21 protein-coding genes, 1 pseudogene and 1 riboswitch are annotated in these 25727 nt (G+C 28.5%); of the genes and pseudogenes, 21 read left to right on the forward strand and 1 reads right to left on the reverse strand.

Features of this window, described 5'->3' with window-relative positions; translation table 11 throughout:
• Nucleotides 1-128: 128 nt before the first annotated feature.
• From psyc5s11_RS08140 to psyc5s11_RS08150, 3 genes and pseudogenes are all read left to right on the forward strand, one after another.
• Nucleotides 129-1466, forward strand: coding sequence for an NCS2 family permease (locus psyc5s11_RS08140; protein WP_224037108.1), 1338 nt, complete (start codon nt 129-131; stop codon nt 1464-1466).
• Nucleotides 1467-1731: 265 nt separating this feature from the next.
• Nucleotides 1732-2487, forward strand: a complete 756-nt coding sequence (locus psyc5s11_RS08145) for an AIM24 family protein (RefSeq protein WP_224037109.1) — start codon at nt 1732-1734, stop codon at nt 2485-2487.
• Nucleotides 2488-2575: 88 nt separating this feature from the next.
• Nucleotides 2576-2791 (forward strand): annotated as a pseudogene (locus psyc5s11_RS08150) (aminopeptidase); the annotation flags it as partial.
• A gap of 238 nt (nt 2792-3029) precedes the next feature.
• Here psyc5s11_RS08150 and mmuM read toward each other — a convergent pair.
• Entirely contained in the window at nt 3030-3965 is a 936-nt protein-coding gene (mmuM, locus tag psyc5s11_RS08155) for a homocysteine S-methyltransferase (RefSeq protein ID WP_224037110.1), read from the reverse strand.
• A 363-nt stretch (nt 3966-4328) separates the two neighbouring features.
• Between mmuM and psyc5s11_RS08160 the strand changes: the two genes are divergently transcribed.
• The 18 genes from psyc5s11_RS08160 (at nt 4329) to psyc5s11_RS08245 (ending at nt 25488) form a co-directional block, all read left to right on the forward strand.
• The gene (locus psyc5s11_RS08160; RefSeq protein ID WP_224037111.1) at nt 4329-5816 is read left to right on the forward strand and encodes an amino acid permease; all 1488 of its coding nucleotides are present in this window, start codon (nt 4329-4331) and stop codon (nt 5814-5816) included.
• Nucleotides 5817-6085: 269 nt separating this feature from the next.
• Nucleotides 6086-6943 (forward strand): YitT family protein, encoded by an 858-nt coding sequence (locus psyc5s11_RS08165; protein ID WP_224037112.1) that lies wholly within the window; start codon nt 6086-6088, stop codon nt 6941-6943.
• A gap of 118 nt (nt 6944-7061) precedes the next feature.
• Nucleotides 7062-7760 (forward strand): aspartate/glutamate racemase family protein, encoded by a 699-nt coding sequence (locus psyc5s11_RS08170; protein ID WP_224037113.1) that lies wholly within the window; start codon nt 7062-7064, stop codon nt 7758-7760.
• 389 nt (nt 7761-8149) lie between these two features.
• Complete coding sequence (locus tag psyc5s11_RS08175; RefSeq protein WP_224037114.1) at nt 8150-9430, forward strand: PAS domain-containing sensor histidine kinase; 1281 nt, start codon at nt 8150-8152, stop codon at nt 9428-9430.
• An 85-nt stretch (nt 9431-9515) separates the two neighbouring features.
• Nucleotides 9516-10481 carry an aromatic acid exporter family protein gene (locus psyc5s11_RS08180; RefSeq protein WP_224037115.1) on the forward strand — a complete coding sequence of 322 codons (966 nt, stop codon included), beginning with the start codon at nt 9516-9518 and terminating at the stop codon, nt 10479-10481.
• 234 nt (nt 10482-10715) lie between these two features.
• Nucleotides 10716-11726, forward strand: coding sequence for a 3-oxoacyl-[acyl-carrier-protein] synthase III C-terminal domain-containing protein (locus psyc5s11_RS08185; protein ID WP_224037116.1), 1011 nt, complete (start codon nt 10716-10718; stop codon nt 11724-11726).
• 241 nt (nt 11727-11967) lie between these two features.
• The gene (locus tag psyc5s11_RS08190; RefSeq protein ID WP_224037117.1) at nt 11968-13545 is read left to right on the forward strand and encodes an AMP-binding protein; all 1578 of its coding nucleotides are present in this window, start codon (nt 11968-11970) and stop codon (nt 13543-13545) included.
• Between the two features lie 39 nt (nt 13546-13584).
• Nucleotides 13585-13672: riboswitch (cyclic di-GMP riboswitch) on the forward strand.
• 236 nt (nt 13673-13908) lie between these two features.
• Nucleotides 13909-15441 (forward strand): methyl-accepting chemotaxis protein, encoded by a 1533-nt coding sequence (locus tag psyc5s11_RS08195; RefSeq protein WP_224037118.1) that lies wholly within the window; start codon nt 13909-13911, stop codon nt 15439-15441.
• A 234-nt stretch (nt 15442-15675) separates the two neighbouring features.
• The gene (locus psyc5s11_RS08200) at nt 15676-15849 is read left to right on the forward strand and encodes a GerMN domain-containing protein (RefSeq protein WP_224037119.1); all 174 of its coding nucleotides are present in this window, start codon (nt 15676-15678) and stop codon (nt 15847-15849) included.
• 145 nt (nt 15850-15994) lie between these two features.
• Nucleotides 15995-16861, forward strand: a complete 867-nt coding sequence (locus tag psyc5s11_RS08205) for a radical SAM protein (protein WP_224037120.1) — start codon at nt 15995-15997, stop codon at nt 16859-16861.
• A 390-nt stretch (nt 16862-17251) separates the two neighbouring features.
• The gene (locus psyc5s11_RS08210) at nt 17252-17500 is read left to right on the forward strand and encodes a hypothetical protein (RefSeq protein WP_224037121.1); all 249 of its coding nucleotides are present in this window, start codon (nt 17252-17254) and stop codon (nt 17498-17500) included.
• A gap of 433 nt (nt 17501-17933) precedes the next feature.
• Entirely contained in the window at nt 17934-18896 is a 963-nt protein-coding gene (locus psyc5s11_RS08215; protein WP_224038152.1) for a LacI family DNA-binding transcriptional regulator, read from the forward strand.
• 168 nt (nt 18897-19064) lie between these two features.
• On the forward strand, nt 19065-20471 hold the full coding sequence (locus tag psyc5s11_RS08220) for a PTS transporter subunit EIIC (protein WP_224037122.1): 1407 nt from the start codon (nt 19065-19067) through the stop codon (nt 20469-20471).
• A gap of 14 nt (nt 20472-20485) precedes the next feature.
• On the forward strand, nt 20486-21232 hold the full coding sequence (locus tag psyc5s11_RS08225) for a ChbG/HpnK family deacetylase (protein WP_224037123.1): 747 nt from the start codon (nt 20486-20488) through the stop codon (nt 21230-21232).
• 255 nt (nt 21233-21487) lie between these two features.
• Nucleotides 21488-21991, forward strand: a complete 504-nt coding sequence (locus psyc5s11_RS08230; protein ID WP_224037124.1) for a PTS sugar transporter subunit IIA — start codon at nt 21488-21490, stop codon at nt 21989-21991.
• Between the two features lie 10 nt (nt 21992-22001).
• Nucleotides 22002-22916: an alpha/beta hydrolase gene (locus psyc5s11_RS08235; RefSeq protein ID WP_224037125.1), complete on the forward strand. Its 915-nt coding sequence runs from the start codon at nt 22002-22004 to the stop codon at nt 22914-22916.
• 85 nt (nt 22917-23001) lie between these two features.
• Nucleotides 23002-23907, forward strand: a complete 906-nt coding sequence (locus tag psyc5s11_RS08240; RefSeq protein WP_224037126.1) for an alpha/beta hydrolase — start codon at nt 23002-23004, stop codon at nt 23905-23907.
• 120 nt (nt 23908-24027) lie between these two features.
• Nucleotides 24028-25488 (forward strand): glycoside hydrolase family 32 protein, encoded by a 1461-nt coding sequence (locus psyc5s11_RS08245; protein WP_224037127.1) that lies wholly within the window; start codon nt 24028-24030, stop codon nt 25486-25488.
• The last annotated feature ends 239 nt before the right edge of the window (nt 25489-25727 follow it).

The following is a 25727-nucleotide window of genomic DNA, read 5'->3' on the forward strand; positions in this document are numbered from 1 at the left end:
ATCTATAAATTCTTGTTATATTCTTTTATATTTTTTATCAATGTTAGCTAATTAATTAACTAACGAAAAATATTGTTTTTGAGTTGTAGTATTTATTTGTTGAACTCATAAAATAGGAGGAATTTAGATTGGGTAATGTATCAAAAAAAAAGGTGAACGAAACGGAGAACGGTATTCTAGAAAAATTATTTCATTTAACAAAAAACAAAACAACTGTTAAGACAGAAATATTAGCAGGTATCACTACTTTTTTTACTATGGCATATATATTAGTAGTAAATCCTGGTATCTTAAGTCAAGCAGGTATGGATAAATCAGCCGTATTTACAGCAACAGCGTTGGCTTCTTGCGTAGGTACATTAATTATGGCATTTGTTGCAAATTATCCATTTGGTATGGCTCCAGGTATGGGGTTAAATGCTCTTTTCACATTTACAATTTGTTTAACAATGAAGTTCTCATGGCAAACAGCTTTAGCAGCTTCATTTATCGAAGGAATTATATTTTTAGCACTTAATTTATTTAAAGTTAGACAAGCGATTATTGATAGTGTTCCACAAAGTTTAAAGCATGCTATTAGTATTGGTATTGGATTTTTTATAGCCTTCATAGGGTTACAAGGTGGAGGAATAATTATTGCGAATCCAGCTACATTAGTTGGTCTTGGAGATGTAAAAAGTATTCCAGTTTTATTAGCTTTTGTTGGAGTAGTATTAATTGCAATACTATATCAAAAACAAGTAAAAGGTTCATTCGTTATTGGAATGTTTGCTGTATATATACTCGGTGTAATGTTCGGAGTTGCTAGTTTACCTAATGGTATAGTATCTATGCCACCATCAGTTGCTCCAGTATTTATGCAATTTGATTTTAAGAGTGCAATGGTAATAGGAATAATTCCAGCTATTATTACTATGTTATTTATAGATATATTTGATAGTATTGGTACATTAATTGGTTTAGCTTCAAAAGCTGGTTATTTAGATGAAAAAGGTAATGTTATTAATGCAGATAAAGTTTTAACTGCTGATGCTATTGGTTCAACAATAGGTGCATGTTTAGGAACTTCTACACCTGTTGCTTTTGTTGAATCGGCAGCTGGTATTGCGGAAGGTGGAAGAACAGGATTAGCCGGTGTAACAATAGCTGCCTTATTCTTCTTATCATTATTCTTCTCACCAATTTTAACAGTTATACCAGGATTTGCGACAGCACCAGTTTTAATTGTTTTAGGATTATTAATGATGGAACCAATAACAAAGGTTGATTTTTCAGATTTCTCTGAAGGATTACCTGTATTCCTTACATTAATATTAACACTTTTAACATACTCAATTACAGATGGATTAGCTTTTGGATTTATATCTTATGTGTTAATAAAATTATTTACAGGTAAATCAAAAGAAGTTCCAGTGTCAATGTATGTTATTTCATTTTTCTTTATTATAATGTTCGTATTTAAATAATAGAGATTGTAATTTATGAATGATAAATACTCCATAGTGTAAAAAAATTACTATGGAGTATTTTTTCGTTGTTTTTTGATTGTGCCTAAGAAGTTTAAGAATGAAACTATGATAAAAAAGAGCGAATTTAATAACTATATTATAAAGTTGAAGTAGAATAATCATTTTGGATATATATTACAATGGAACTATTTGACACAAAATTTAATAAAAATTATAATAGTGATAAATTACAATAATTATATAAAAGGGAGAGATAATTAAAATGATAACATGCAAAAATCTTTATGAAAATAAGAATATTGAAATAGTAGAAGCTAAAGGAGGCATTAAAGTTCTTGAATATAAAAAGGATTTAAGTGTCGATACTACAAACGCAATGGCGTCATATTTTGCTTCAAAAATGAATGTTAGAAAGAGGCAAGTATTAATTGAATTAAACGGAAATGCATATACAATTAGTGCAGGTGCAATGCAATGGACTTCAGGAGCAGTTACTATGGGAGCTGATGTTAAAGGCTTTGGAGATTTATTAGGAAAAGCTTTATCTTCTAAGGTAACAAAGGAATCTGCAATTAAACCTAAATATCAAGGTAATGGCTTATTAATGTTAGAGCCTACTTATAAACATATTTTACTTGAGGATGTTTCACAGTGGGGAGGAATGGTACTAGATGATGGACTTTTCCTTGCTTGTGAATCAACAGTTCAACAAAAGGTAGTAGCCAGATCAAATCTATCTTCAGCACTACTTGGAAATGAAGGATTATTTAACTTATGTCTTAGCGGACAAGGTGTTGCTGTATTAGAAAGTCCTGTTCCAAGAGATGAACTTATAGAATTTGAACTAGAGAATGATGAGGTTAGAATTGATGGAAATTTTGCAATTGCTTGGTCTAAGTCATTAGATTTTAGAGTTGAAAAATCTGGCAAAAGTTTACTTGGATCTGCTGTTTCAGGGGAAGGATTGGTTAATGTATACCGTGGAACAGGGAAAATGCTTATGGCACCTATAGCATAGCAAATAAGAGAATCAATGCTTCAAGAATTTACATTTTTATGATATTGATATTATGAATTATGGTATAATTGGTATAAGATATGTTAAAAGTAAAAAGCCCTTAAATTATGGAGGAAATCTAATAGATAACTTTAAGCTAACATTTAAGGCTGGAAAGATAGTTGAATATGCAGTAGAAAATGGAGTTAATGATTCATTAACACATGTAGATTTTATGATAGGCTCAGCAGAACTCGAAATAATAGGAGAAACTGCTAGTGGTGAAAAGGTTCAAGTATTCAAAAATGGAAACTGGGTAATATAAACCATAATTATGCGTATATACTACCGAAATAAGGGGGCATGCATTTGTTACGGTTACTGAAGATTTTGATGTAACACTCAACAAAAGCAAGCTGCCTTATTTCCAGTTTAGGACATATATGTAATGTTATATTAAACATTTACTATACTTAGGAGCATATCCAAACAGAGAAATTTTCGTAGTCCTATGGAATAAACATGTATTCAATTTCGGTGGGATATACGCTTAAGTGCAGTTTTTATTTTCTAGCCCAGGTAGAAATAGCTTTAATATCTTCAGGGGTGGTTCTACAACAACCTCCAATTAGCTTAGCTCCTTTATCAAACCAACCTTTAGCATTACAACAGTAAGCTTCACTTGAGGAATCACCATGCCATGTTTTAGAATTAGCATTATATTCTTCGCCTGAATTTGGATATACTACTACAGGCTTATTCGAATTACTTTTAATTTCTGTAATTAATGATTGCACGTACTGAGGCGCAGTGCAATTTATTCCAATGGCAGCTACTTGCGCGCAATTATCTAGAAATTTTGCACAATCAGAAATTAGTGTTCCATCACTTATTTCTAAATCATTTTTACAACTAAAGCTTATCCAACAATAGACTCCAGGAAATTCTTCAAGCAGTTTGATAATAGCTTTAGCTTCTATAAGATTAGGTATAGTTTCACAAGCAAGAATATCGACACCTTCCTCTACTAAAATCTTTACTCTTGGTCTATGAAAATCAATTAGTTCTTCTTCTGTAATTTTATAATCTCCGCGATATTCAGAACCATCTGCAAGATATGCACCATAGGGACCTACTGAACCAGCAACTAATGGAGCAGGTCTGTTTGTCCTATTTAAAGGATCTTTCCAAAAATCATCTCTTGCTTTCTTAGCAATACTAACAGATTTTCTAATAAGTGATATTGCTTCAGATTCAGCAAAGCCTTTTTCTACAAAACCATCAATAGTAGCTTGGTAACTTGATGTAATCGCACAATCTGCACCAGAGGCAAAATAATCATAATGTACTTTTTCGATTATTTCAGGATTTTCAGCTAAAATTTTAGCTGACCAAAGGGAATCGTTAATGTCGCAACCTCTGTTTTCAAGTTCTGTGGCTAATGCGCCATCTAAAATAATTAATAAAAAATCTTTTAGGATATTATTTATTGGATTCATAATAGTTTTCCTCTTTTCTATAGATTTGTTGTAGGACACGTGAAAGGTAATTAACAGACTAAAGATGAGTTACATATTACACGAGCCTAAAATTAACAATTCATTGTTAATATTATATGTTATGTAATTGATGAATTCAATTAATATAACACATATTTTTGATATATTGTTATTTTTAATAGATCTAATTTACGTTTTAGCAGTATATTTACAGGCAAATTTATATTGTTTATATTTCATATTATGTTAGTATTAAATATAATATTAAGTATATCAAAAATAGCAAGAAAGTCAGATAGTCTATTTTGTAGCATATAACTTATTATTTTAAATTACATATTATAGATTAGGATGTGATAAAGAATGAAAAAGAATGTTGAAGAAGGGCAAAATAATGAACTTCATAGAAGTTTAAAAGCAAGACATATGAATATGATTGCAATCGGCGGTTCTATAGGGACAGGTCTTTTTTTTGCTAGTGGAAGTGCTGTAAGTACGGCTGGACCAGGGGGAGCCCTCTTTGCATATTTAATTATGGGAATGGTAGTTTATTTACTTATGACATCACTAGGTGAAATGTCAACATTATTGCCAGTTTCAGGTTCCTTTGAAACTTATGCTTCAAGATTTGTTGATCCTGCATTAGGGTTCACGCTTGGATGGAATTATTGGTTTTGTTGGGCAATATGCGTTGCAGCGGAATTAGTTGCAGGATCACTTATAGTTAAGTTTTGGTTTCCCAATACAAATGGTACTATATGGAGTATATTTTTTTTGGTAATAATTTTTATTTTAAATATTTTATCAGCTAAAGTTTATGGTGAAAGTGAATACTGGTTTGCAAGTATTAAGGTGGCAACTATTATTATATTTATAATAGTTGGTGTTCTTATGATATTTGGTATCGTAGGAAATAATTCACCTGGTTTTAATAACTGGGTGCTATCCGATGGTGCTGGCAGGAAGGGTCCCTTTGTTGGTGGCATGCTTGCAATTATAAATGTATTCTTAGTTGCGGGTTTTTCTTTTTCTGGAACAGAAATAGTTGGACTTGCAGCGGGTGAATCTGAAAATCCACAGGAAAATGTACCTAAAGCAATAAAAACAGTTTTTTGGCGTATTTTATTGTTTTATATTGGTGCAATTATAGTAATTGCATTTCTCATTCCATTTACTAATGAAAATCTATTAAAAAGTGGTGCAGATAGTGTAGCATATAGTCCTTTCACTATGGTATTTGAAAAATGTGGACTAGCATTTGCAGCTAGTGCTATGAATGCCGTAATTTTAACTTCAGTATTATCTTGTGGGAATTCTGGACTTTATGTAGCATCGCGTATGTTATATTCTTTAGCAAAGGAAGGCAAGGCACCTAAATTTTTATCAAAAGTAAACAAACGAGGTGTGCCTATAAATGCATTATACGCAACTACTATAGTTGCAAGCTCAGCTTTTTTTGCATCCTTAGTTGGAGATGGAAAGATATATTATATACTTTATAATGCTTCTGGTATAACAGCCTTTTTTGCATGGTTAGGTATAGGAATTTGTCATTATAGGTTTAGAAAAGCATACATAGCTCAAGGCAGAGATTTAAAAGATTTAAAATTTAAAGCAAAGTTTTATCCTTACGGACCAATAATATCTATAATTATATGTGTAGTTGTTATATTTGGAGCTAATATATGGATATTTCAAGCTGAGACATTTAGTTGGTTTGATTTTATCACAAACTATATTTGTATTCCTATATTTATATGTTTGTATTTCGGATATAAATTTATTAAGAAAACAAAAATAGTTCCGCTGCAAGAATGTGATTTTGAATATAAAGAAATAATAAATAAGTAAATATTTATATACAAGAAAAAATATCAAATCCTCAACGATACATAAAATAAGTATTGTTGGGGATTATTTAATATATTTAAATTAAGCCTTATCTATTTTTTATGTTATTTAAGAAATATGTTATAATTTTAAGTGTAGAGTTTATATACTTAAAGTAGAAAAATACTAACAAATAGTCCGATTTAAGACATAATATAAATAAGATTAAATTATTAGGTGATAAAATATTAGTGTATAGGACTATTAATAAATTTTAAGGAGTGCATATTATGAAACATAAACATACAAATATTTTAACTATTATTAGTAGAATATTTTTTATGGTAATAGGTTCAGTTTTAGTATCTATAGGTCTTGAAATATTCTTAATACCTAACAATATAATTGATGGTGGAATGACAGGAATATCAATTATGGCAAGTTATTTAACAAAAGCTCCACTAGGAATATTCATTTTTATATTAAATTTACCATTTGTTATTATAGGTTATAAGCAAATTGGAAAGACGTTTGCGCTTTCAACTATATTTTCGGTAATATGTTTATCAATTGGTGTAACATTTCTTCAACCTGTTCCTGGTATAACACAGGATACACTTTTAGCAACTATATTTGGTGGAGTTACAATGGGAGTAGGAGTAGGGCTAATTATAAGAAATGGTGGTTCATTAGATGGAACTGAAATAATTGCTATAATACTAGAAAAAAGTACTCCATTTTCTATTGGAGAAATAGTTATGTTCTTTAATCTTTTCATACTTGGAAGTTCAGGTTTTATATTTGGATGGGATAGAGCAATGTATTCATTAATAGCATATTTTATTGCTTTTAAGACAATAGATATTACTGTTGAAGGACTTGATGAATCAAAAGCAGTAATTATTGTATCAGAAAAGAATATGGATATTTCTGAGGCAATAATGGACAGACTTGGAAGAGGAATTACATTGTTAGATGGAAAAGGTGCTTACAGTGGTAATAAAACAAATGTTATATATGTAGTTTTATCAAGACTTGAGATAGCAAAATTAAAAAATATTGTACAGGGATTTGATGAAGATGCATTAATTACAATTACAAGTGTTGAGGGTAAAGGGAAAAGATACTCAAAGAAAGCGATACATTAACTCAAATTAAATAATAGAGTATTGGTAAGATATCATATTATAAGTATATACTGTTAAAACAAAGAGTAATTATTTTAAGTGGTAGATATTATATATAAAACAGGGGGGATTAGTGAAAATGAAGACAATCGGTTTAATTGGCGGAATGAGCTGGGAAAGCACAGTTACATATTATCAAATTTTAAATAATGTTATAAAAGAACAACTTGGTGGATTACATTCTGCAAAATGTGTATTATACAGTGTTGATTTTCATGAAATTGAGGAATGTCAATCAAATGGAGATTGGGTTAAAAGTGCACAGATTCTATCAGAAGCTGCTCGGAATTTAGAAAAAGCAGGTGCTGAATTCATAGTTATATGTACAAATACGATGCATAAAATAGCAAATCAAATTCAAGAAACTATTACAGTTCCTATATTACATATTGCAGAAGTAACAGCACAAGAATTAAAGAAAAAAAGTATTACAAAGGTTGCATTATTAGGAACAAAATATACTATGGAACAAGATTTTTATAAATCTAAATTAATAGAAAATGGAATTGAAGTATTAATACCTAATATAGAAGATATAAAACTTATAAATAAAATTATTTATGATGAATTATGTTTAGGAATTGTATCAGAACCTTCAAAGAAAATCTATCTAGATGTTATAGATAAATTAACTGAGCAAGGTGCACAAGGATGCATATTAGGGTGTACAGAAATTGGATTATTGATTTCACAAAAGGATACAAAAACACCATTGTTTGATACAGCTTTAATCCATGCAGAAAAAGCAGCGTTATATTCCATTGGAAGTACATTATAAATTATTTAAAATAAAAGTAAAATAATCTGTTGAATCAATTAATTGATTCAACAGATTATTTTTATCACATTATGGAACAAATATTTATCCAATTTCCATAGGATATCGCTTTAATCTAGCTTTAACCATATACTTTTTTTTCAAAGCTATAAGGTAAAGTTAGAAGAAAAATCTGGTTAATTATATGTTTTTTCATTTTAATTGAATCACATTTTCATTAGATGAATTAACATTACGTTTAATGTATTTACATATTTGAATAAATGGTCGAAAAATGCAACAAAATGGTTAGATTTGTCTTGTTGGTAATAGATAAATGGTATATTATTGTATATATAATAGTAAAGGCAATATTATGTAATTATTTTTATAAAAGTGGGGGGGACATTATGAAATACACTTTGAAAAGGATTCTTGAAAAGCCATTTTTGCATAGTAAAAACAATATAGTTACTCAAAAAAAATTAAATTCTAGGCTTGAAGATAAATTACAATATGCAATTAGAATAATAGAATATATTGACCTTGGATTTGTAAGATGCTCATACCCAGATTTTAAAATTATATATATGAATCAAAAGAGTTGTAATTATATTCAAAAATCTTATCTTAAAGCAGAGTTGCCATCCTATTTTATAGGAAAAAATTATATTGATTACCTTCCTATAGATGAAAAAGCTAAATTAATTATGGAAATTGAAAATATGATTCAGAAAAAAGATGACTCTGTTTTTCGTCATGCAAATTATATTATCCAAGGAGAGGAAACATTTTTTAAAATTATGTATCGACCTTTATTTGAATTGAATGATCAAGTTAAAGAGATAACTATTATCTATATAGATGTGACCGAAGAGATGAAAGCTAAGAATAAAATTGAAAAAACCATAAAAATGCGGGATGAATTATTTGTGAATGTATCACATGAGCTTAAGACTCCTTTGAATGTGATTTTCAGTACAAATCAATTAATAGAATTTTATTTAAGAAATGATTTATTTAAAGATAATAAGGAAAAAGTATTCAGCGGTGTTAGTATAATTAAAAAAAATTGTTACAAGTTAACAAAGCTTATCAATAATATAATAGATTCATCTAAAATAGATTGCGGATTTTTGAAATTAAATTTATCTAATGAAAATATAGTTGAGATTGTAGAAGATAGTATCCAATCTGTAACAGAACATATTAAAAGCAAGGGGATAAATATTGTTTTTGATACAAATACAGAGGAAAAAATTATTGCCTGTGACGCTGAAAAGATTGAGAGAATTATTCTAAACCTTATTTCTAATGCAATTAAATTCACAAACAAAGATGGTTATATATTTGTAAACTTAATTGATAAAGGCAATACTGTTGAAATATCAGTAGAAGATACTGGAATAGGAATTGATAAAAAAAACTTGGACAGAATATTTGAAAGATTTCATCAAGTTGATAAATCACTTTCACGTAATACTGAAGGAAGTGGCATTGGACTAGCTTTAGTAAAATCACTTGTGGAAATGCATGGAGGTAAAATAAGTGCTGATAGTAACTTTGATAAAGGAAGTGTGTTTAAAATAGAGCTTCCTGCAAAGACTGTAGAAGAAACAGAATCCACTGTGCAAACTAAACCTATTGATAATAAAAATGATATGATTAACATTGAATTTTCTGATATATAGATACACCTAAAGTTAAGGTCAATGAAAAAAGAAGTTAGATAGACAAAAAAATATACAATTGCGAGTGTAAGAGGGGGATTGACGAATGATGAAATATTTGCAATCTAAAACAGTTAAGATGGCTTTATCAGCAACAATAGCAATAATTATATCAAATTATTTGGGATTACAATTTGGGGTAACCTCAGGCATAATTGCAATACTCAGTATTCAAGATACCAAGAAAGAGGCTCTACTGGTTGGTGGGAAAAGAATAATTTCATCTACTATAGCTATACTCTTATCTTATGCTATTTATATGCTTCTTGGAAATAATCCTATTTTATTTGGATTGTTTCTACTTATCTTTATACCAACAACGAAGGTTTTAAAAATAAGCGAGGGAATGGTTATTGGAGCTGTATTATCAACACATCTTTTAATGAGTACAAATATTAATTTAACTTGGATTATAAATGAGTCCAAGCTAAATGCAATAGGTATTGGAGTTGCAATGTTGTTTAATTTGTATTCCGTATCATTAGAAGATAACTTTGAAAAAAATAAAGCAAGGATAGAAGATTATTTTCGAGCAATATTATCTGATATGGCAGTAAGCTTAGTTACTCAAGCAGTGCCAGTTTATGAACAAGAAGTATTCCTGAGCGTTGAAAAATTAATTAAGAATACTAAAGTCATGGCACAAATAATAAATAACAATCATTTATTTAAGAGTAATGATTATTATGTGAGTTACATAGATATGAGAACAATACAGTTAGAGGCTATAAAAAGAATGCAAAGGCATTTTTCAAGATTTTATATGAAATATGAGCAAACTAGAATATTGTCAGAGTTTACTAATGATGTGGCATTAAATATTCATGAAGACAATGATTGTGTTGAACTCATTAATAAATTAACTTTACTTAGAAAAGATTATGAAAATATGGAGCTACCAAAGAATAGAACTGAATTTGAAAATAGAGCGTTATTATTTCAATTTTTAAATGATTTAGAGGATTTTTTAATTATTAAGAAAGAATTTAAAGAATCTTTTCAAGCCCGATAATAAGTGGTGAATCTAAAAGAAAGATACAAAAGAATAAAAACTACTTAATTGTAAAAATATAATTAAGTAGTTTTTATTTTTGCGGATATGGTTTAATTTTCAAATTTTATATAAATGATGACTATTAATACAAAATATGTTATATTATACACATCTTATAAATATAAAAAAGGAGGTTAAGGTTGGCTATCAAGAACAAAGTTAAATATTTTATATAGCTAACTAAAATGCAAAATGAATAATATATTAAAACCAAATATAACTAATATAAAGATAAGAGATATAGAAGTTTATCATGGTTCAGAAGTTGTAGATAATTCGCGCTATATTGATCATTTTAAAAAACAAGGAAAGGATATTACTCACTTTTTAGAAGATGTTGCTGGAAGAAAAAATAGATATTTAATTGATGAAAAAAGCGAAAATAGCCTTACTATGGCAATAGAATCATGTAAGAAAGTTTTGGAAAAATCAAACCTTGAAGGAAAAGATATTGATATGATTATCTTTTCTAGTGTACTTCCTCAATATGTTTCTCCACCATGTTCAATCATAATTCATAATACTATCAAAGGAAAAATGGAGTGCTTTTGTCAAGATATTAATTTAAATTGTGCTGGAATGACAAATTCTCTAGATTTTATTTACCGATATATGTCAGCAAACAGTAATGTTGAGAGAGTTTTACTTGTTGGAAGTGATTTTTTAAATTTTCAAATATCACCTGATGATGATGCTTGTTATGGACAATTTGGGGATGCTTCATGTGCGTTAATACTTGAAAGAACTGAGGAAGACTGTGGATTAATCGATAGTAAAGTTGTTGTTCATTCTGATGGCGTTTCTGATATAGTCTTTCCTAAATGTGGCTTTTCAAATATATTTGAAGGAAAGAAAGAAGATTTTCTAGCCTCTTGGTCTGTAGAAGAATGTCCTTGGTTAGAAACTGCTATAACTAGTATGAGTAATTTATTAAAGGAAAATGACTTAAAAGTAAGTGATATTTCTATGTTTTGTTTATCTCAATATACATATAAAAACATAGAGCATCTTAGAGAAAAACTAGATATACCTGAAAAAAATAGTATATATATAGGTAATACTTATGGCTATACTGGTACAACAAGTCCATTTATTGCATTATATACGGCTATAAATAATGGACAAGTTCGTCGTGGTGACTATGTTATGCTTTGGACTGTTGGAGCTGGTTATATCCATATATCTGTATTACTAAAATATTAACGTTTATCTATTTGTTAATTATTATATAAAAAACAAAATTATATATGAAATACTAATAGATAGACGCAAAACCTATCTTTTATATAATTTTTGTTAATAATTATTTTTAATGATAATTTATGTATATTATGATATATTGGTTTTAAGGAAAATATTACAATTTTGTATTAAAATGATATAAGTATAAAATATTTGAGTAATTTACAGTTGGATTTTAATTATGAACAAGAGGTGTATTAAAATGACATTACTTAATGAGACTATTGGATCATATACTAATAAAATATTCAAAAAGTTTGAAGACAAAGAAGCTGTAGTGTATATAGAAGATAACAGACGTTTTACATTCAAAAAGCTTAACTTTGAAGTAGATATGATAGCTAAAAGTTTAATATCTATTGGAATAAAGAAAGGTGATCACGTAGCTTTGCTATCATGTAATTCGCCAGAATGGATAATAGTGTTTTTAGCTACATTAAAAATAGGTGCTGTATCCGTCTGCTTAAGCTATTCATCAACTGAGGAAGAAATCGATTATATGCTAAAGCAATCTGATTCAACAATATTAATTGTAAGTGATAAAGATATGATTGAAAAAGTTGATTTAGAGAAATTCACTTATCTTAAAATAACGTTGAAAATAAAAACTTTATTTAACTTAGGTTTTATAATGTCTCAAATGAAGAACGTATTAAATGATGATCTTATGAATATTGCAAATGATGTTTCTCAAAATGATTTGGCTACAATTTTATATACATCAGGAACTACTGGAAAGCCAAAAGGAGTTATGTTTACACATAGTGCTGTTTTAAATGGTCCTCTTTCTTTTAGTAAAAATTATGGTTATACATCAAAAGATACGATTCTAGTTACACTACCATTGAATCATATATTGGGGGGGAAATATACGGCACTTCTTGGACTTCTATCTGGAAGTACAATAGTATTAATGAAAAAATTTAAAACAGACGTTGCGCTTAAAGCAATTGAAACCGAAAAATGTACTGGCTTTCATGGAGTTCCAACAATGTATCAATATTTAATAAGTAAATGTAATTCATATGACTTATCAAGTTTGAGAGTAGGGATGATTGCAGGAGCAGTTTCGTCTGAAACACTTATGAAAGATATAATGGAACATCTTCACATTACTGAATTAAGCAATACTTTTGGACAAACTGAAACTCTTGGAGTAACTCAAACTCCAATTTATGATAAAAATCATCCAAAAGTAAATACTGTTGGTAGACCAGTTGAACATGTGGAGATAAAAATATGTGATTTAAAAACTGGACATACACTTCCACCAAATGTGGAAGGTGAGTTATGTGTAAAAAGTCCTTATAGTATGCTTGGATATTATAATAATCCTATTGCAACAAATGTTACGGTTATAGATAATTGGGTGCATACAGGTGATATTGCATTTATAGATGAAGATGGGTATTTATCTATAAAGGGACGAATAAAAGATGTAATAATTAGAGGTGGAGAAAATATTTCTCCAACAGATATTGAAAATCATCTTATTAAACACTCTGAAATTGAAAATGCAATAATTGTTGGTATTCCAGATGAAACTCTTGGGGAAGAAATAGTTGCTTTTATTAAAGTTAAAAAACCTTCTATCTTAACTAAAGAAGATATATTTGAATTTTTATCTGGGAAAATCTCAAAATATAAATTCCCTAAGCATATAGAATTTATAGATACATTTCCATTAACATCTACTGGGAAAATCAAACGAAATTCACTAAAACAAATTGCAATTGAAAGAATTAATCCTATTGTATTCGCTGAAGTTGCAATTAATTAAAGAAGAAGGAATAGCTGAAAATAATTAATATATAATATAAATTGATAATAGCAAAATTATCAAAAGGTAAGGTCGCAAAGCCGTGGGTCTAAAGAAAAGTATTTTCTATGATTGCCAGGTTACCAAATTATACGTATAAGAATCGATATATATACTTATATTTGGGTATGTATTATTAATTAATAATAAACACCTTTAATTTGCAAAAAAAGAATGGAAATGATATGATTAAAAAGGAAAAATAGGATAAAATAACATAATATAAGTAATGTAAACATTATATGATATAATATGTACACTATTTATGTTATGCAAATTAATTACATAAATATACAAAATTTTAAAAATACCTAGGAGGTAACAATGAATACAGAAGAAAGCTCTATAATAACTTTTAATAAAAAAACCCTTAAATTTGTACTAATATTTTATGTGGCATTGTGTACTATGGCATTATTATTTTTTAGCGCATTAAAATTGTTTGGATTTAATGATAGTATAAATATAAATTCTTTGATTATTCAAGGAATAGCTGTTTTAATTTATGCTATAGTACTTCGAATATGTTATAAATGTACACTTACTGAAAATGGTTTCAACATAAAAGCGTTTAAGATAACAAAGATTATGATTTTAATATTAACTTATTTTCAGTATTTATTTTTGAATTTTACGATGCATTTAAATTCCATATGGTTTATGATTTTCTATTTCGTCATTCTTGGAGCATTATTTTTTGATTTAAAAATGATTACGATATCAATAATTTTAAGTATTATTTGTCAAATAGTAGTAGTTGCAAATAATCCTTCAATTTTTTTAGATAATCAATTTCATATAGCAGAAGTAGCTATGAGAATAATTACTATTTCTTTAACTTTATCAATAATCTTTATGGTTGTATATTTTGCAGCTAAGCTATTAGAATCAATTGGTGAAAAAGAAATTGAAATCAAAGAAGAAAATCAAAAATTATTATATTTATTTAAAAATATAGGTGAAATGTCTACTTCTGTTTTGGAATCAAGTGAAAACTTAAGTGTTGCTATTGAAGAGCAAACAAGTTCACTTCTGGAAGTTTCAGCAACAAGCCATTCGGTATCAAAAGCTTCTGATGAAATGCTTGATAAATCAAATAAGAATAAAGAGATATTAAGCACTTTATTAAGTGCTAATGAGGTAGTTGTGAGTAGAACAAAAGATAGTGAGGATAAAATAAAGGAATTTATCAATATGACAGATAAAAACCAGATATCTTTAAATGATACTCTCGTAATTATTAATGATATAAAAGATAGTATAGAAGATACGTTTGAGTCTACAAAAGAGCTGGAACAAAAATCACGACAAGTAGATGAAATATTAACTCTTATTGGAGATATATCAGAACAAACAAATCTTCTTGCTTTAAATGCATCAATTGAAGCAGCAAGAGCAGGTGAATATGGTAAAGGGTTTGCAGTAGTAGCAGAAGAAATAAAAACATTAGCTGAAGGAACAAAGGAATCACTTACTCAAGTAAGTTCAATTGTAGGTGAGTTAAAAAGTAAAATTAACATAGTTCAAGAACAAATGACTCATAACAACGAAAAATCTCAAGCGGGAAATAATATTATTAATGAAACAGTTCAAGGATTAAATAGTATGACTTCGGATTTGAAATTATTTAGTAATAATATTATGGATATAAGTAAAGCTTCTACTACATTACTTACAGAAACTAAAAATGTAGTTAAATTTAATGAAGAAGTAGGCAATATAACAAAAGATACAATATCAAAATATGAAATGGTAACAGAAGCAGTAACACAAAGTGCTTCTACTAGTGAAGAAATTGAGGCTAGTATTAATGAACTTAGAAATGTTGCTGAAGATATGAATAAACTTATTAAATAAATTGTATAAAAAACAACTATCAGAATATATATACATAGAAAATAAAAACTACTCAGTTATCATAATTGAGTAGTTTTTTTATAGAAAAAAATTAAAATAATATGTTTACCTTTTAGCAGACTTAATAGGTATATATATGGTACCATTATCTTATAGGGATGTAGGAAACATAATGGTTAAGAAGGAATGAGTGTTAATTAGGATAATATAGTATATGTTGATTTTACATAAGAATTGGTTAGCGAAATGAATGTAGGTGCAGTTTATGAAAGTATGATTTTACAAAGTATTACTAATACACTTGGAACTTATTATGGTGTGGAAAAAGTATATATTACAATAGAAGGAGAACTTTATGGATCAGGCCATATTATAAAGGAAAAAGGTGAAACTTTTACTGTGGATTAAAAAAAGTGTTGAATTAAAATCTGAATAAGTTTAATGCTTCGTCATATTATTTTAATTTTACAATCATAGGTTTAATAGGAACACTCGTAGCAGATTTAATTTTAAAGTGACTAATATAGAGAATTAATAAGGGGAGAAAATATTTATGTACGATTATCCATTATACAGACCACCTAGTGAAGGAAATAGCCTTATAATACAAGCAACTTTAGGATGCTCTCATAATAAATGTAGCTTTTGTAATATGTATAAATCCAAGAAATTTACAATAAAAGCAATAGAAGATATTAAAAATGATATAAGTTGTTTTAGACAAAAATATGAACATGTAGAAAGAATATTTTTAGCTGATGGAGATGCTTTGATACTTAAAACAGAGGATTTAAAGGGAATATTAGTATATATAAAAAAATTATTTCCTGAATGTAGTAGGGTTACTCTTTATGGTTCCCCTAAATCTATATTACTTAAAACTCCACAGGAATTAAGTGATCTTAAAGATTTAGGATTATCAATGATATATATGGGCGTTGAAAGTGGAAATGATGAAGTTTTAAAGGATATTAATAAAGGCGTAAGTAGTGAGGATTTAATTAAGGCTGCAAAGAAGGTTAAGGATGCAAATATATTATTGTCAGTAACGGTTATAGCTGGAATTGGTGGAGCAGAGCGCAGTAAAAGTCATGCAATTAAAACTGGTGAAATGATAAGCAGTATGATTCCAGATTATTTAGGTGTATTGACTCTTATGGTTGAGGAAGGAACTAATTTGCATAATAAAATTATAAATAAAGAATTTGAACTTTTAAATGACAAAGAGATTTTAAATGAGATTAAGCTTTTAATAAAGTACATTAATGTAAAAGAACCAATAATATTTAGATGCAATCATGCATCAAATTATATTTCATTAAGTGGAAATTTACCTAAAGATAAAGAAAAATTATTAACTCAAATAAACTATTATCAAGATACAAATAAACTGAAACAAGAAGAGGACAGAAGACTTTAATGGTCTTTTTCCTAGAATAGATGGTTACTCCAAACCTATGAAAATATAAAGTAGATATATAAAGTTTTCTTATGATTTGAGAAAAATAGAAAAATGTATGAAAAATAGAAAATGTGATTTTATTACATTTGATGATGTTGCTATAAAAGTAGTAGACATTATTATAAGCTCTATAGAAAGTACAAATGATTAATAATATTGAAAACTCCAGTACTTCATTAGTCGGGTATGTAAACGATAAAATTAATTTTTAAAGGGGTGTGCATATAGGTAACATAAGAAAAAATAATAATCAGAATAATAGTATACCAATAACAATTCTTCTAAATAAGATAAAAAAGATTTCTGTAAATGTTCAAAAATATGTAGAATTTCTATTTATATTAAAAGGTGATAAAAAAAGGTCGTTATCGTATAAAGCGATATATTTTAAATAGAGAACATGGAAGTATCTTTGATGAGTGGCTAAATATGAATTCAACTTATAATATTAAAAAGGAGGAAATTGATTATTTAAAACAAATTTGTGTGCCAAAGCAAACCGTTTTTTATGTAGAAAGTATAGATGAACTAAGGATAGAAAGCTGTCTTTCACCACATGAGGTTAATTTTTATGAGGTTACATTTGAATATAGTTAGAGGTATAAGAAAGTTATTGATAGTAATGGAGAGGCGTCAGATTAAAGAGTTATAATTTACTAGTGATTGATAATCTTCATGTGATAATTTTTTAGGTGTATAGGGATTTGAAACGAATTTTTTTGAGGATGAAAATGTATAATATTTGACATGTTTATGATTAAATACTAAAATTATAGTTGTAAATAAAACTAACTTTATTGAGATAATTTTTATTTTAGAGATGTTATTTTATTACGCAAAGTGGATATTCAAATTTAGAAATTGCAAGAAATAAAAAGGATAACGAAGAGAACCTGTTTATAATAGGCAAAGCAGATATTAAAAATTATTTTAATAATTTACAGAAATAAATAGACTATATGATGATAGGCAAATAAAAATGTAAAGTAAGAATTAGGAGTGAGTTAAAATAAAAACTACAATAGCAGATATAGCTTCCATCGTAGGAGTAGCTAAAAGTACTGTATCAAGATATTTAAATGGTGGGTATGTTAGTGAAGAAACTAGAAAAAAGATTGACAAGGCAATAAAAGATACTAATTATGTTCCAAACAATTTTGCACAAAGTTTAAAAGCAAAAAAGAATAATCTTATAGGAATAATTGTGCCAAGACTAGATTCCTATGCAACGTCAAGAACATTAGCAGGAATAGATGAAACATTAAGGAAATTAGGATATCAATTGATAATATCTTGCACAGGACAAAAGGATGAAAGAGAAATTGAGAGTATTGAAAATTTAGTAAATCAAAGGGTTTCAGGAATGATTTTAATAGCAGGAAAAATAACTGATAAGCATAAGAAAGCATTAGGAGGAAGTAATATACCAGTTATATTATTAGGACAAAAAAATGAGAATTTTTATTGCATTTTACATGATGATGAAGATGCAGGATATCAGGTTGGAGAATATATAATAAGTAAGGGACATAGAAATATATGTTATATTGATGTAGATAAAGAAGGCGTTTCAGCATGGTCAAGAAGAAGAATGGGATTTGAAAAGTGCATGAAAGAGAATTATATAGATAGTGTTTCATTTTTTAAAAGTGATTCAACTATAGAAGATGCTATTGAAGTAGTGGGAAAAATAGTATCTACTCAAAAACCAACAATTATTGTATGTGCTACTGATAGTATTGCGATTGGAGTTATGAAAGGATTAACAAAAATGGAAATATCAATTCCTAAGGAAATTTCTGTTACAGGAATAGGAGATTATGAGATAGCAGGGATGATAACCCCATCTCTAACAACAATTCATTACCCATATAAATCTTGTGGAAAGCTTTTAGCAGAAAACATTGTTAATTTAATAATTGGAAATAATACGAATAAAGAGACTATTATTCCAGTAAAATTAATTGAAAGAGAAAGTGTTGACAAGCTATGAAAACGATAATATAATACAAATAAGGAACCGGTTCTGCACCGGTTAATTTTAAAAGGTGTGAGGAACCGGTTCTGCAAAGAAATATTTAATAGGATATTAAATATGATGTAATCAGAATCTATTTTTTAGGTGATGCAAAAAATGTTGCAAGTATAAGGAGGAAGAAAAATGGCTAAAGATGAAAAGTTTATAAAATTAGCAAAAGCGATTTTAGAAGAAGTAGGTGAGAAAGAAAACATTATTAATGCTGCTCACTGTGCTACAAGATTGCGTTTTAATTTGAGAGATGAAAATGTTCCTAATGATGAAAAAATTAAGGAAATTAAAGGAGTACTAGGAGTTATTCGAGCGGGTGGACAACTTCAGGTAATTATTGGGCAAGATGTATCAAAAGTTTATGATGAGGTTTGCAAAATAATTGGAGTTAAAAGTAATGATATGATTGATGAAAATAATAAACCAAAGGAAAAAATAACAATCAAATCAGTCTTAAATGGAATATTAGATGTACTATCTGGAAGTTTAGTTCCTGCGATACCAGTTATTACAGCATCAGCATTTTTTAAGATGTTTGCTGCATTATTTGGACCATCAATGTTTAATATAATTAGTGATAAAAGTGATTTTTATGTATTGTCAACATTTGTTGGAGATGCAGGTTTCTATTTCTTTCCAGTTTTGATTGGTTATACTTCAGCTAAAAAATTTAAAGTATCACCAATTATGGGAATATTGCTAGGGGCGATTATGTTACATCCTACATTTACAGGTCTTGTTGGTAAAGAGTTTAGTGTTTATGGTATTCCTTGTTCAGTACAAAATTATGGAAGTACAATTTTACCAATAATATTATCTGTTTGGGTAATGTCATATGTTGAAAGATTCTTTAATAAATACTTGCCTTCTGCATTAAGAAGTGTTTTTGCTCCAGCATTTACAATCGTAGTTATGCTACCAATTGCTCTATGTGTTTTAGGACCAGCTGGGTCATTCTTAGGGAATTATATTTGTAATGGTATCATAGCATTAGGAGGAATTTCAGGGTTCTTAGGAGTAGCAATAATTGGTGCTACATTTGAATTTTTAGTTATGAGTGGAATGCATATGATTTTAATTGCTTTTTTATTCCAAGTTTTCGCAACTGCAGGACATGAAAACTTTGTAGCAGTAGGTATGGCCGCAGCAACATACGCAGTAGCAGGAATGTGCTTGGGAGCAGCCTTAAGAATTAAAGATTCTGAGCAAAAATCTCTATCATTTGGTTTCTTGATATCTTTATTAGTGGGAGGAATAACTGAACCAGGTTTATACGGAGTAGGTGTTAGGTACAAAAAACCATTATTAGGGTTAGTAGCTGGCGGATTTGCAGGTGGATTATATATGGGAATATTGCATCTTGGACATTATACACTTATACCGTCTACTAATATAATTGGAATTTTAGCTTTTACTGGTAATGGAGTGTCTAACTTAGTAAATGGAATTATCGGTTGTATTATTTCAGTAATTGTTGCTGCAGTTGTTACTTATTTTTTTGGTTTTGATAAAAATGATCCGATTGTAAAAGGTAATTAAGAAAGGATTATGATATGAAAAAAATGTTAATAAGAGCAGACGACCTTGGATATAGTGAAGCTGTGAATTACGGAATTGAAAAATCTATAAAAAATGGAGTAGTTAAATCAGTAGGCATGATGACAAACATGGTTGCTGCAAGCCATGGATTCAATTTAATAAAAGATTATAGTATTTGTTTAGGACAACACACAAATATTTGTATAGGTAAACCAGTTTGTAATCCACAAGTAATTCCAAGTTTGGTTAATGAAAATGGTGAATTTAAATCATCAAGTGATTATCGTAATTCAGAGCAAGATATTGTTGTTTTGGAAGAAGTTGTTATGGAAATCGAAGCACAATATAAACAATTTGTTCAATTGACTGGATATAAACCTAAATATTTAGATGGTCATGCTATTAAAAGTGAGAACTTCTTCAATGGATTGGAAATTGTTGCTAGAAAATTAAATCTAAAGTATTCAGGAATGACTTTTGGAAATAAACCAATGATTGTAGGTGAAACGAATGTTTACGTTCATATAGCGCATTCTATTGAACAGAAGTCAATTGAGCCCTTAATTGAAGCGGTTGAGCAAGGTCATGAAGGTGACTGTGACATGGTTATTACTCATCCTGGGTATATTGATGCGTATATATTAGAAAATTCATCAGTAAATATTCCAAGGGTTTATGAAGTGGAAATGTTATGTAGTGAAACTACAAAAGAATATTTGAAACGTAATGATATTAAGTTAGTAACATATGATGATTTATAGTAAAAAATAAACAGAGCTTACTTATTAACCTATTAAATATTCAAAGTACTAATGGAATGTTGTTTAAATTTTAATGTGTAAGATTTTTGAATAATTTTGTTAAGAAAATTTTCGTCTAATAATTAGGTTTAAATAATTCTGAAACTAGTATCTTTGATATTTGTGAAGTTGATAGGTAAGCAATAAATAAAAAGGACTATTAAACAAACATTGAGGTTAATTTTAGGTACATATATAAGTTACTTTAGTTTGATTATGGATGAATTTTTAGAAGGTGAGATGATTAAAATATTAGGGTTTTTAAAAAAAGAAAAAAGTAGTAGTGATATAGTTGCAGTTTGTAATGCTGTTATGTTTCCTATTGAAGAAGTTAATGATCAGGTCTTTTCTCAAAAGTTAATGGGTAATGGTGTTGCTTTTAAATTATTGAATAATATAATTTCTTCGCCTTGTGAGGGTGGACTTACTACAATATTTCCCACAGGACATGCTTTTGGGATTACAAGAAGTGATGGTGTTGAAATTTTGGTTCATATAGGAATTGATACAGTTAATCTAGAAGGTGAAGGATTTACAATTTTATCTAAGCAAGGGAAAAAGGTTAAATGTGGTGAACCAATTATTGAGCTCAATTTAGATTTGCTGAAGGAGAAAAATGTTGATTTGTCTACAATGCTCATTATTACAAATAGCAGTGATAAAGATATTAAGTTTGTAGAATACGGGCAGGTTAGTAATAAACAAAAAATAAATTTATAGGAGGGTTGAAATGAAAAAAGAAGATTATTCCATTTATGAATATAGAATGGAAAAAGAAATGCAAAATTACGAAGCAGTATATAGTGAAAAATTAAATGGCAAATTTGAAAAAATTACAGTAAGAACAAGCATTTCTGGATATGTGGATGGAGATATATATAGACCAGAAAATTATGATAACACAGAAGTTCTACCAGTTATGTTTAATTTTCATGGTGGAGGTAATGTTCTTGGTTATTCAGAAGTTGATGGAATATACTGCCAAAGATTAGCTAATATTGCACATTGTGCTGTAATTAATGTTGATTATTGTTTGGCTCCAGAATTTAAATTTCCTAAACCTATTTTGTCAACATATGAGGCAATAGTTAAAATAAAGAAAAATAGTAATTTATATAAAATCAATGCCAATAAAATTGTTGTTGGTGGTCATAGTGCAGGAGGATATATAGCAGCAGCATTATGTTTATTGGATCGTGAAAAAAAAGAAATTGGTATACGCGGACAAATTTTGGATTATGCACCTTTAAAACAATCTTTGAGTGAAGAAGATAGACAGGCGCTTGACCCAAGTAAAGCAATGAGTCCTAGCAGAATGCTTCAATATATTAACTGGTATTTTGATAATCTTGAAGATTTAAGTGATCCTTTGGCTTCACCTTTATTAGCTGATTTACATGATCTTCCAAGGATGCTTATTTTGGGGGCTGAATATGACTCGTTATTAAAGGAAGAAGAAGATTTTGCAAAGAAGGCTGAAGAAGCTGGAATAGATGTAAAATTTGAAATATTTCAGGAATGTCAACATGGTTTTACTCACAAATGGCTTAAAGAATTTAATGAAAAAGAAGCTGATAGAGCATGGACGATGATGGGGAAATTTTTAGTGGATACTTTTGATAGTAAAGATAAAAGAAAGTATTAATATTTACCTGTTAAAAGGTTATAAAAATCAACGCTTTTGTAATTTTACAAGCGACTAATTATCGTTTGAGAATGGAGAGAAAATAATGAAACCTGAGATGAAATATACATATGAAGAGATGAGTAAGGTGATTAATTATCCAAAAGGAATGAAGATGATTAAAGGAAATAAAGATAATATACGAGCATTTATCGGTGAAGATGTTGTATATAATAAAAGGGATGGAATTGAATTAAAGTTAAGACTTGTTTATCCAGAAACTCTTGATGAAAATAAAAAATATCCTTTGTTTTTTCATGTTCAAGGTTCAGCCTGGATGAAGCAAAATCTAAATAGCCACATTTTAGATTTTAAAGATATTGTTACATTTGGATATATTTTAGCAGTTGTAGAGTATCGTCCCAGCGATGTAGCCTTATTTCCAGCGCAAGTATTGGATGCAAAATGTGCAATGAGATATATTCAAAATCATAGTGATGAACTTCATATTGATATGAATAATGTATTTGTATCTGGTGAATCAAGTGGAGGGCATACCTCTTCTTTGTGTTGGGCTACATGGAAGAATTCAAAGTTAGATTATACAGATGAAAATCTTTGTAATGTAAGAGGATTTGTTGACTTATATGGAGTAAGTAATTTGGCGACTATACATAAATATCGTTCGGCTTTTGAACATAAAAAATTCTCTCCAGCGACTATGATAATTGGTGTTGATAGTCTTTTAGAAAATTTAGAGTTAGCACTAAAAGCTTCACCTATTTCGTATATTGATGATGAATCAAATAATGATCCATTACTGATTATGCATGGTAATAAAGACCGTGTTGTTCCATTTGAGCAAAGTATAGAGATATATGAGAAATGTGTCAAACATAATAAGAATGTAGAATTTTATTGTGTTGATGATGCGGATCATGGAGGAAATGTATTCTATTGCCAAGACACATTAAATGCACTTATTGATTTTCTAGAAAAATATGCACATTAGAAAAAGTAGCTATGCTGCATATAAGAACATTTTATAGCATTAGAAAAAAAATGAGGGTATATCTTTAGAATTAATTAAAAGAAAGTGTGTAAGAGAAATTGGTGAGAAAAGAGTGGTGGAATGTTAAAATCATATGAAGAAATAAATCAAGCCATAAAGAATTATTATAGTAATAAAAACAATATAAAAAGTAATATATGGAGAAATAATTTCCACGTTGAGATGCCATTTGGATTAATGAATGATCCAAATGGATTATGCTATTATGATAACAAATTTTATATATTTTACCAATGGAATCCTTTTGGGTGTGAACATAAAACAAAGCACTGGGGATTGGTTACAACAGCTGATTTTATTAATTTTACTAATCCGGAAATAGTTTTAAAACCAGAGGAATGGTTTGATAAAGGTGGATGTTATTCAGGAGGGGCTTATGTTAAAGATGGCACCTTAAAGTTATTTTATACTGGAAATGTTAAAGGGATTAATAATGAAAGAAAATCATATCAATGTGTGGTTGACTATAATAAAGATTGGTTATTTGAGAAAAAAGGTGTATTAATTGATAAAGAGCCAGAAGGCTACACATCTCAATTTAGAGATCCGATGATATTTGAAAACAATGGGATTTATTACATGGTGCTTGGAGTTCAAACTAAAGAATTAAAAGGAAGAGCATTAATATATGAATCAAAGGATATAAATAGGTGGAGTTTCGTTGGTGAATTAAAAACAGATATGAAAGATTTAGGTTATATGTGGGAATGTCCAAACCTATTTAGAGTAAATAAGGATAAAGTTGCATTTATGTTTTCTCCTCAAGGATTAAAAGAAGAAGAATTCAAACATCAAAATATTTATCAATCAGGATATGTAATTGGAGAATTAAATTTAGATGAAGTTTTCCTAAATAACCATACTGAATTTAAAGAAATTGATATGGGTTTTGATTTCTATGCACCACAAGTATTTAATCATAAGGGTAAAAATATTATGATAGGTTGGATAGGAATGCCTGATAAAGATAAAGAATATTTAAGCTCAGAATATGGTTGGATGTTTGGAATGACTATGCCAAGAGTTTTAGAATATAAAGATAATGCTATATATCAAAAGCCACTTGAACTTTTAAAAGAGTTAAGGGAATCGAAGATTGTAGATTTTAAAAGTCAATATGTAGATAATTATAGTATCAAACTTGATTCACGAACTATAGAATGCAACTTAGATTTAGATATAAATAATTCTGATAATATGGAGCTGAAACTTAAATTTAAAGATGAACATATTTCAATATCATATAGCAAAAAAGATGAAATATGCATAGTAGATAGAAATAATATGGAGCTTGGTGGAAAAGGAGTACGAAAATTTAAATTAAAAATTGATAAATCATTAAAGATGCATATGTTCATAGATAATTCATTTATAGAAATATATTATCAAGATGGATTAGAAACAACAACTTTAGCGTATTTTCCTAAGAGTGATGATTTTGAAATTGAAATCAAGAATAAGGTGAAAATAAATAAATTGCAAATTTGGAGTTTAAGGAGAATTAATTATGTAGAGTCATAGACTTTGTAACTCTTATTGTGGATATCTTTAATTTTATTGGTATAAGGAATATATAAGAAGTAATTGTCAAAATATCTAATGTAAGGTTTTGTTTAAATTGATATATGTAAATACAATATGGAGTAATTTAGGTTGATTAAAGCATTAGTTGGGCGATCCAATTAATGCTTTTTAATTTACAGGATATTTCAAAAAAATTAGTGAAAGAATGGACGAGCAAGATAATCATTATTTAGAAT

The sequence above is a fragment of the Clostridium gelidum genome (genome assembly GCF_019977655.1).
Lineage (GTDB): Bacteria > Bacillota > Clostridia > Clostridiales > Clostridiaceae > Clostridium > Clostridium gelidum.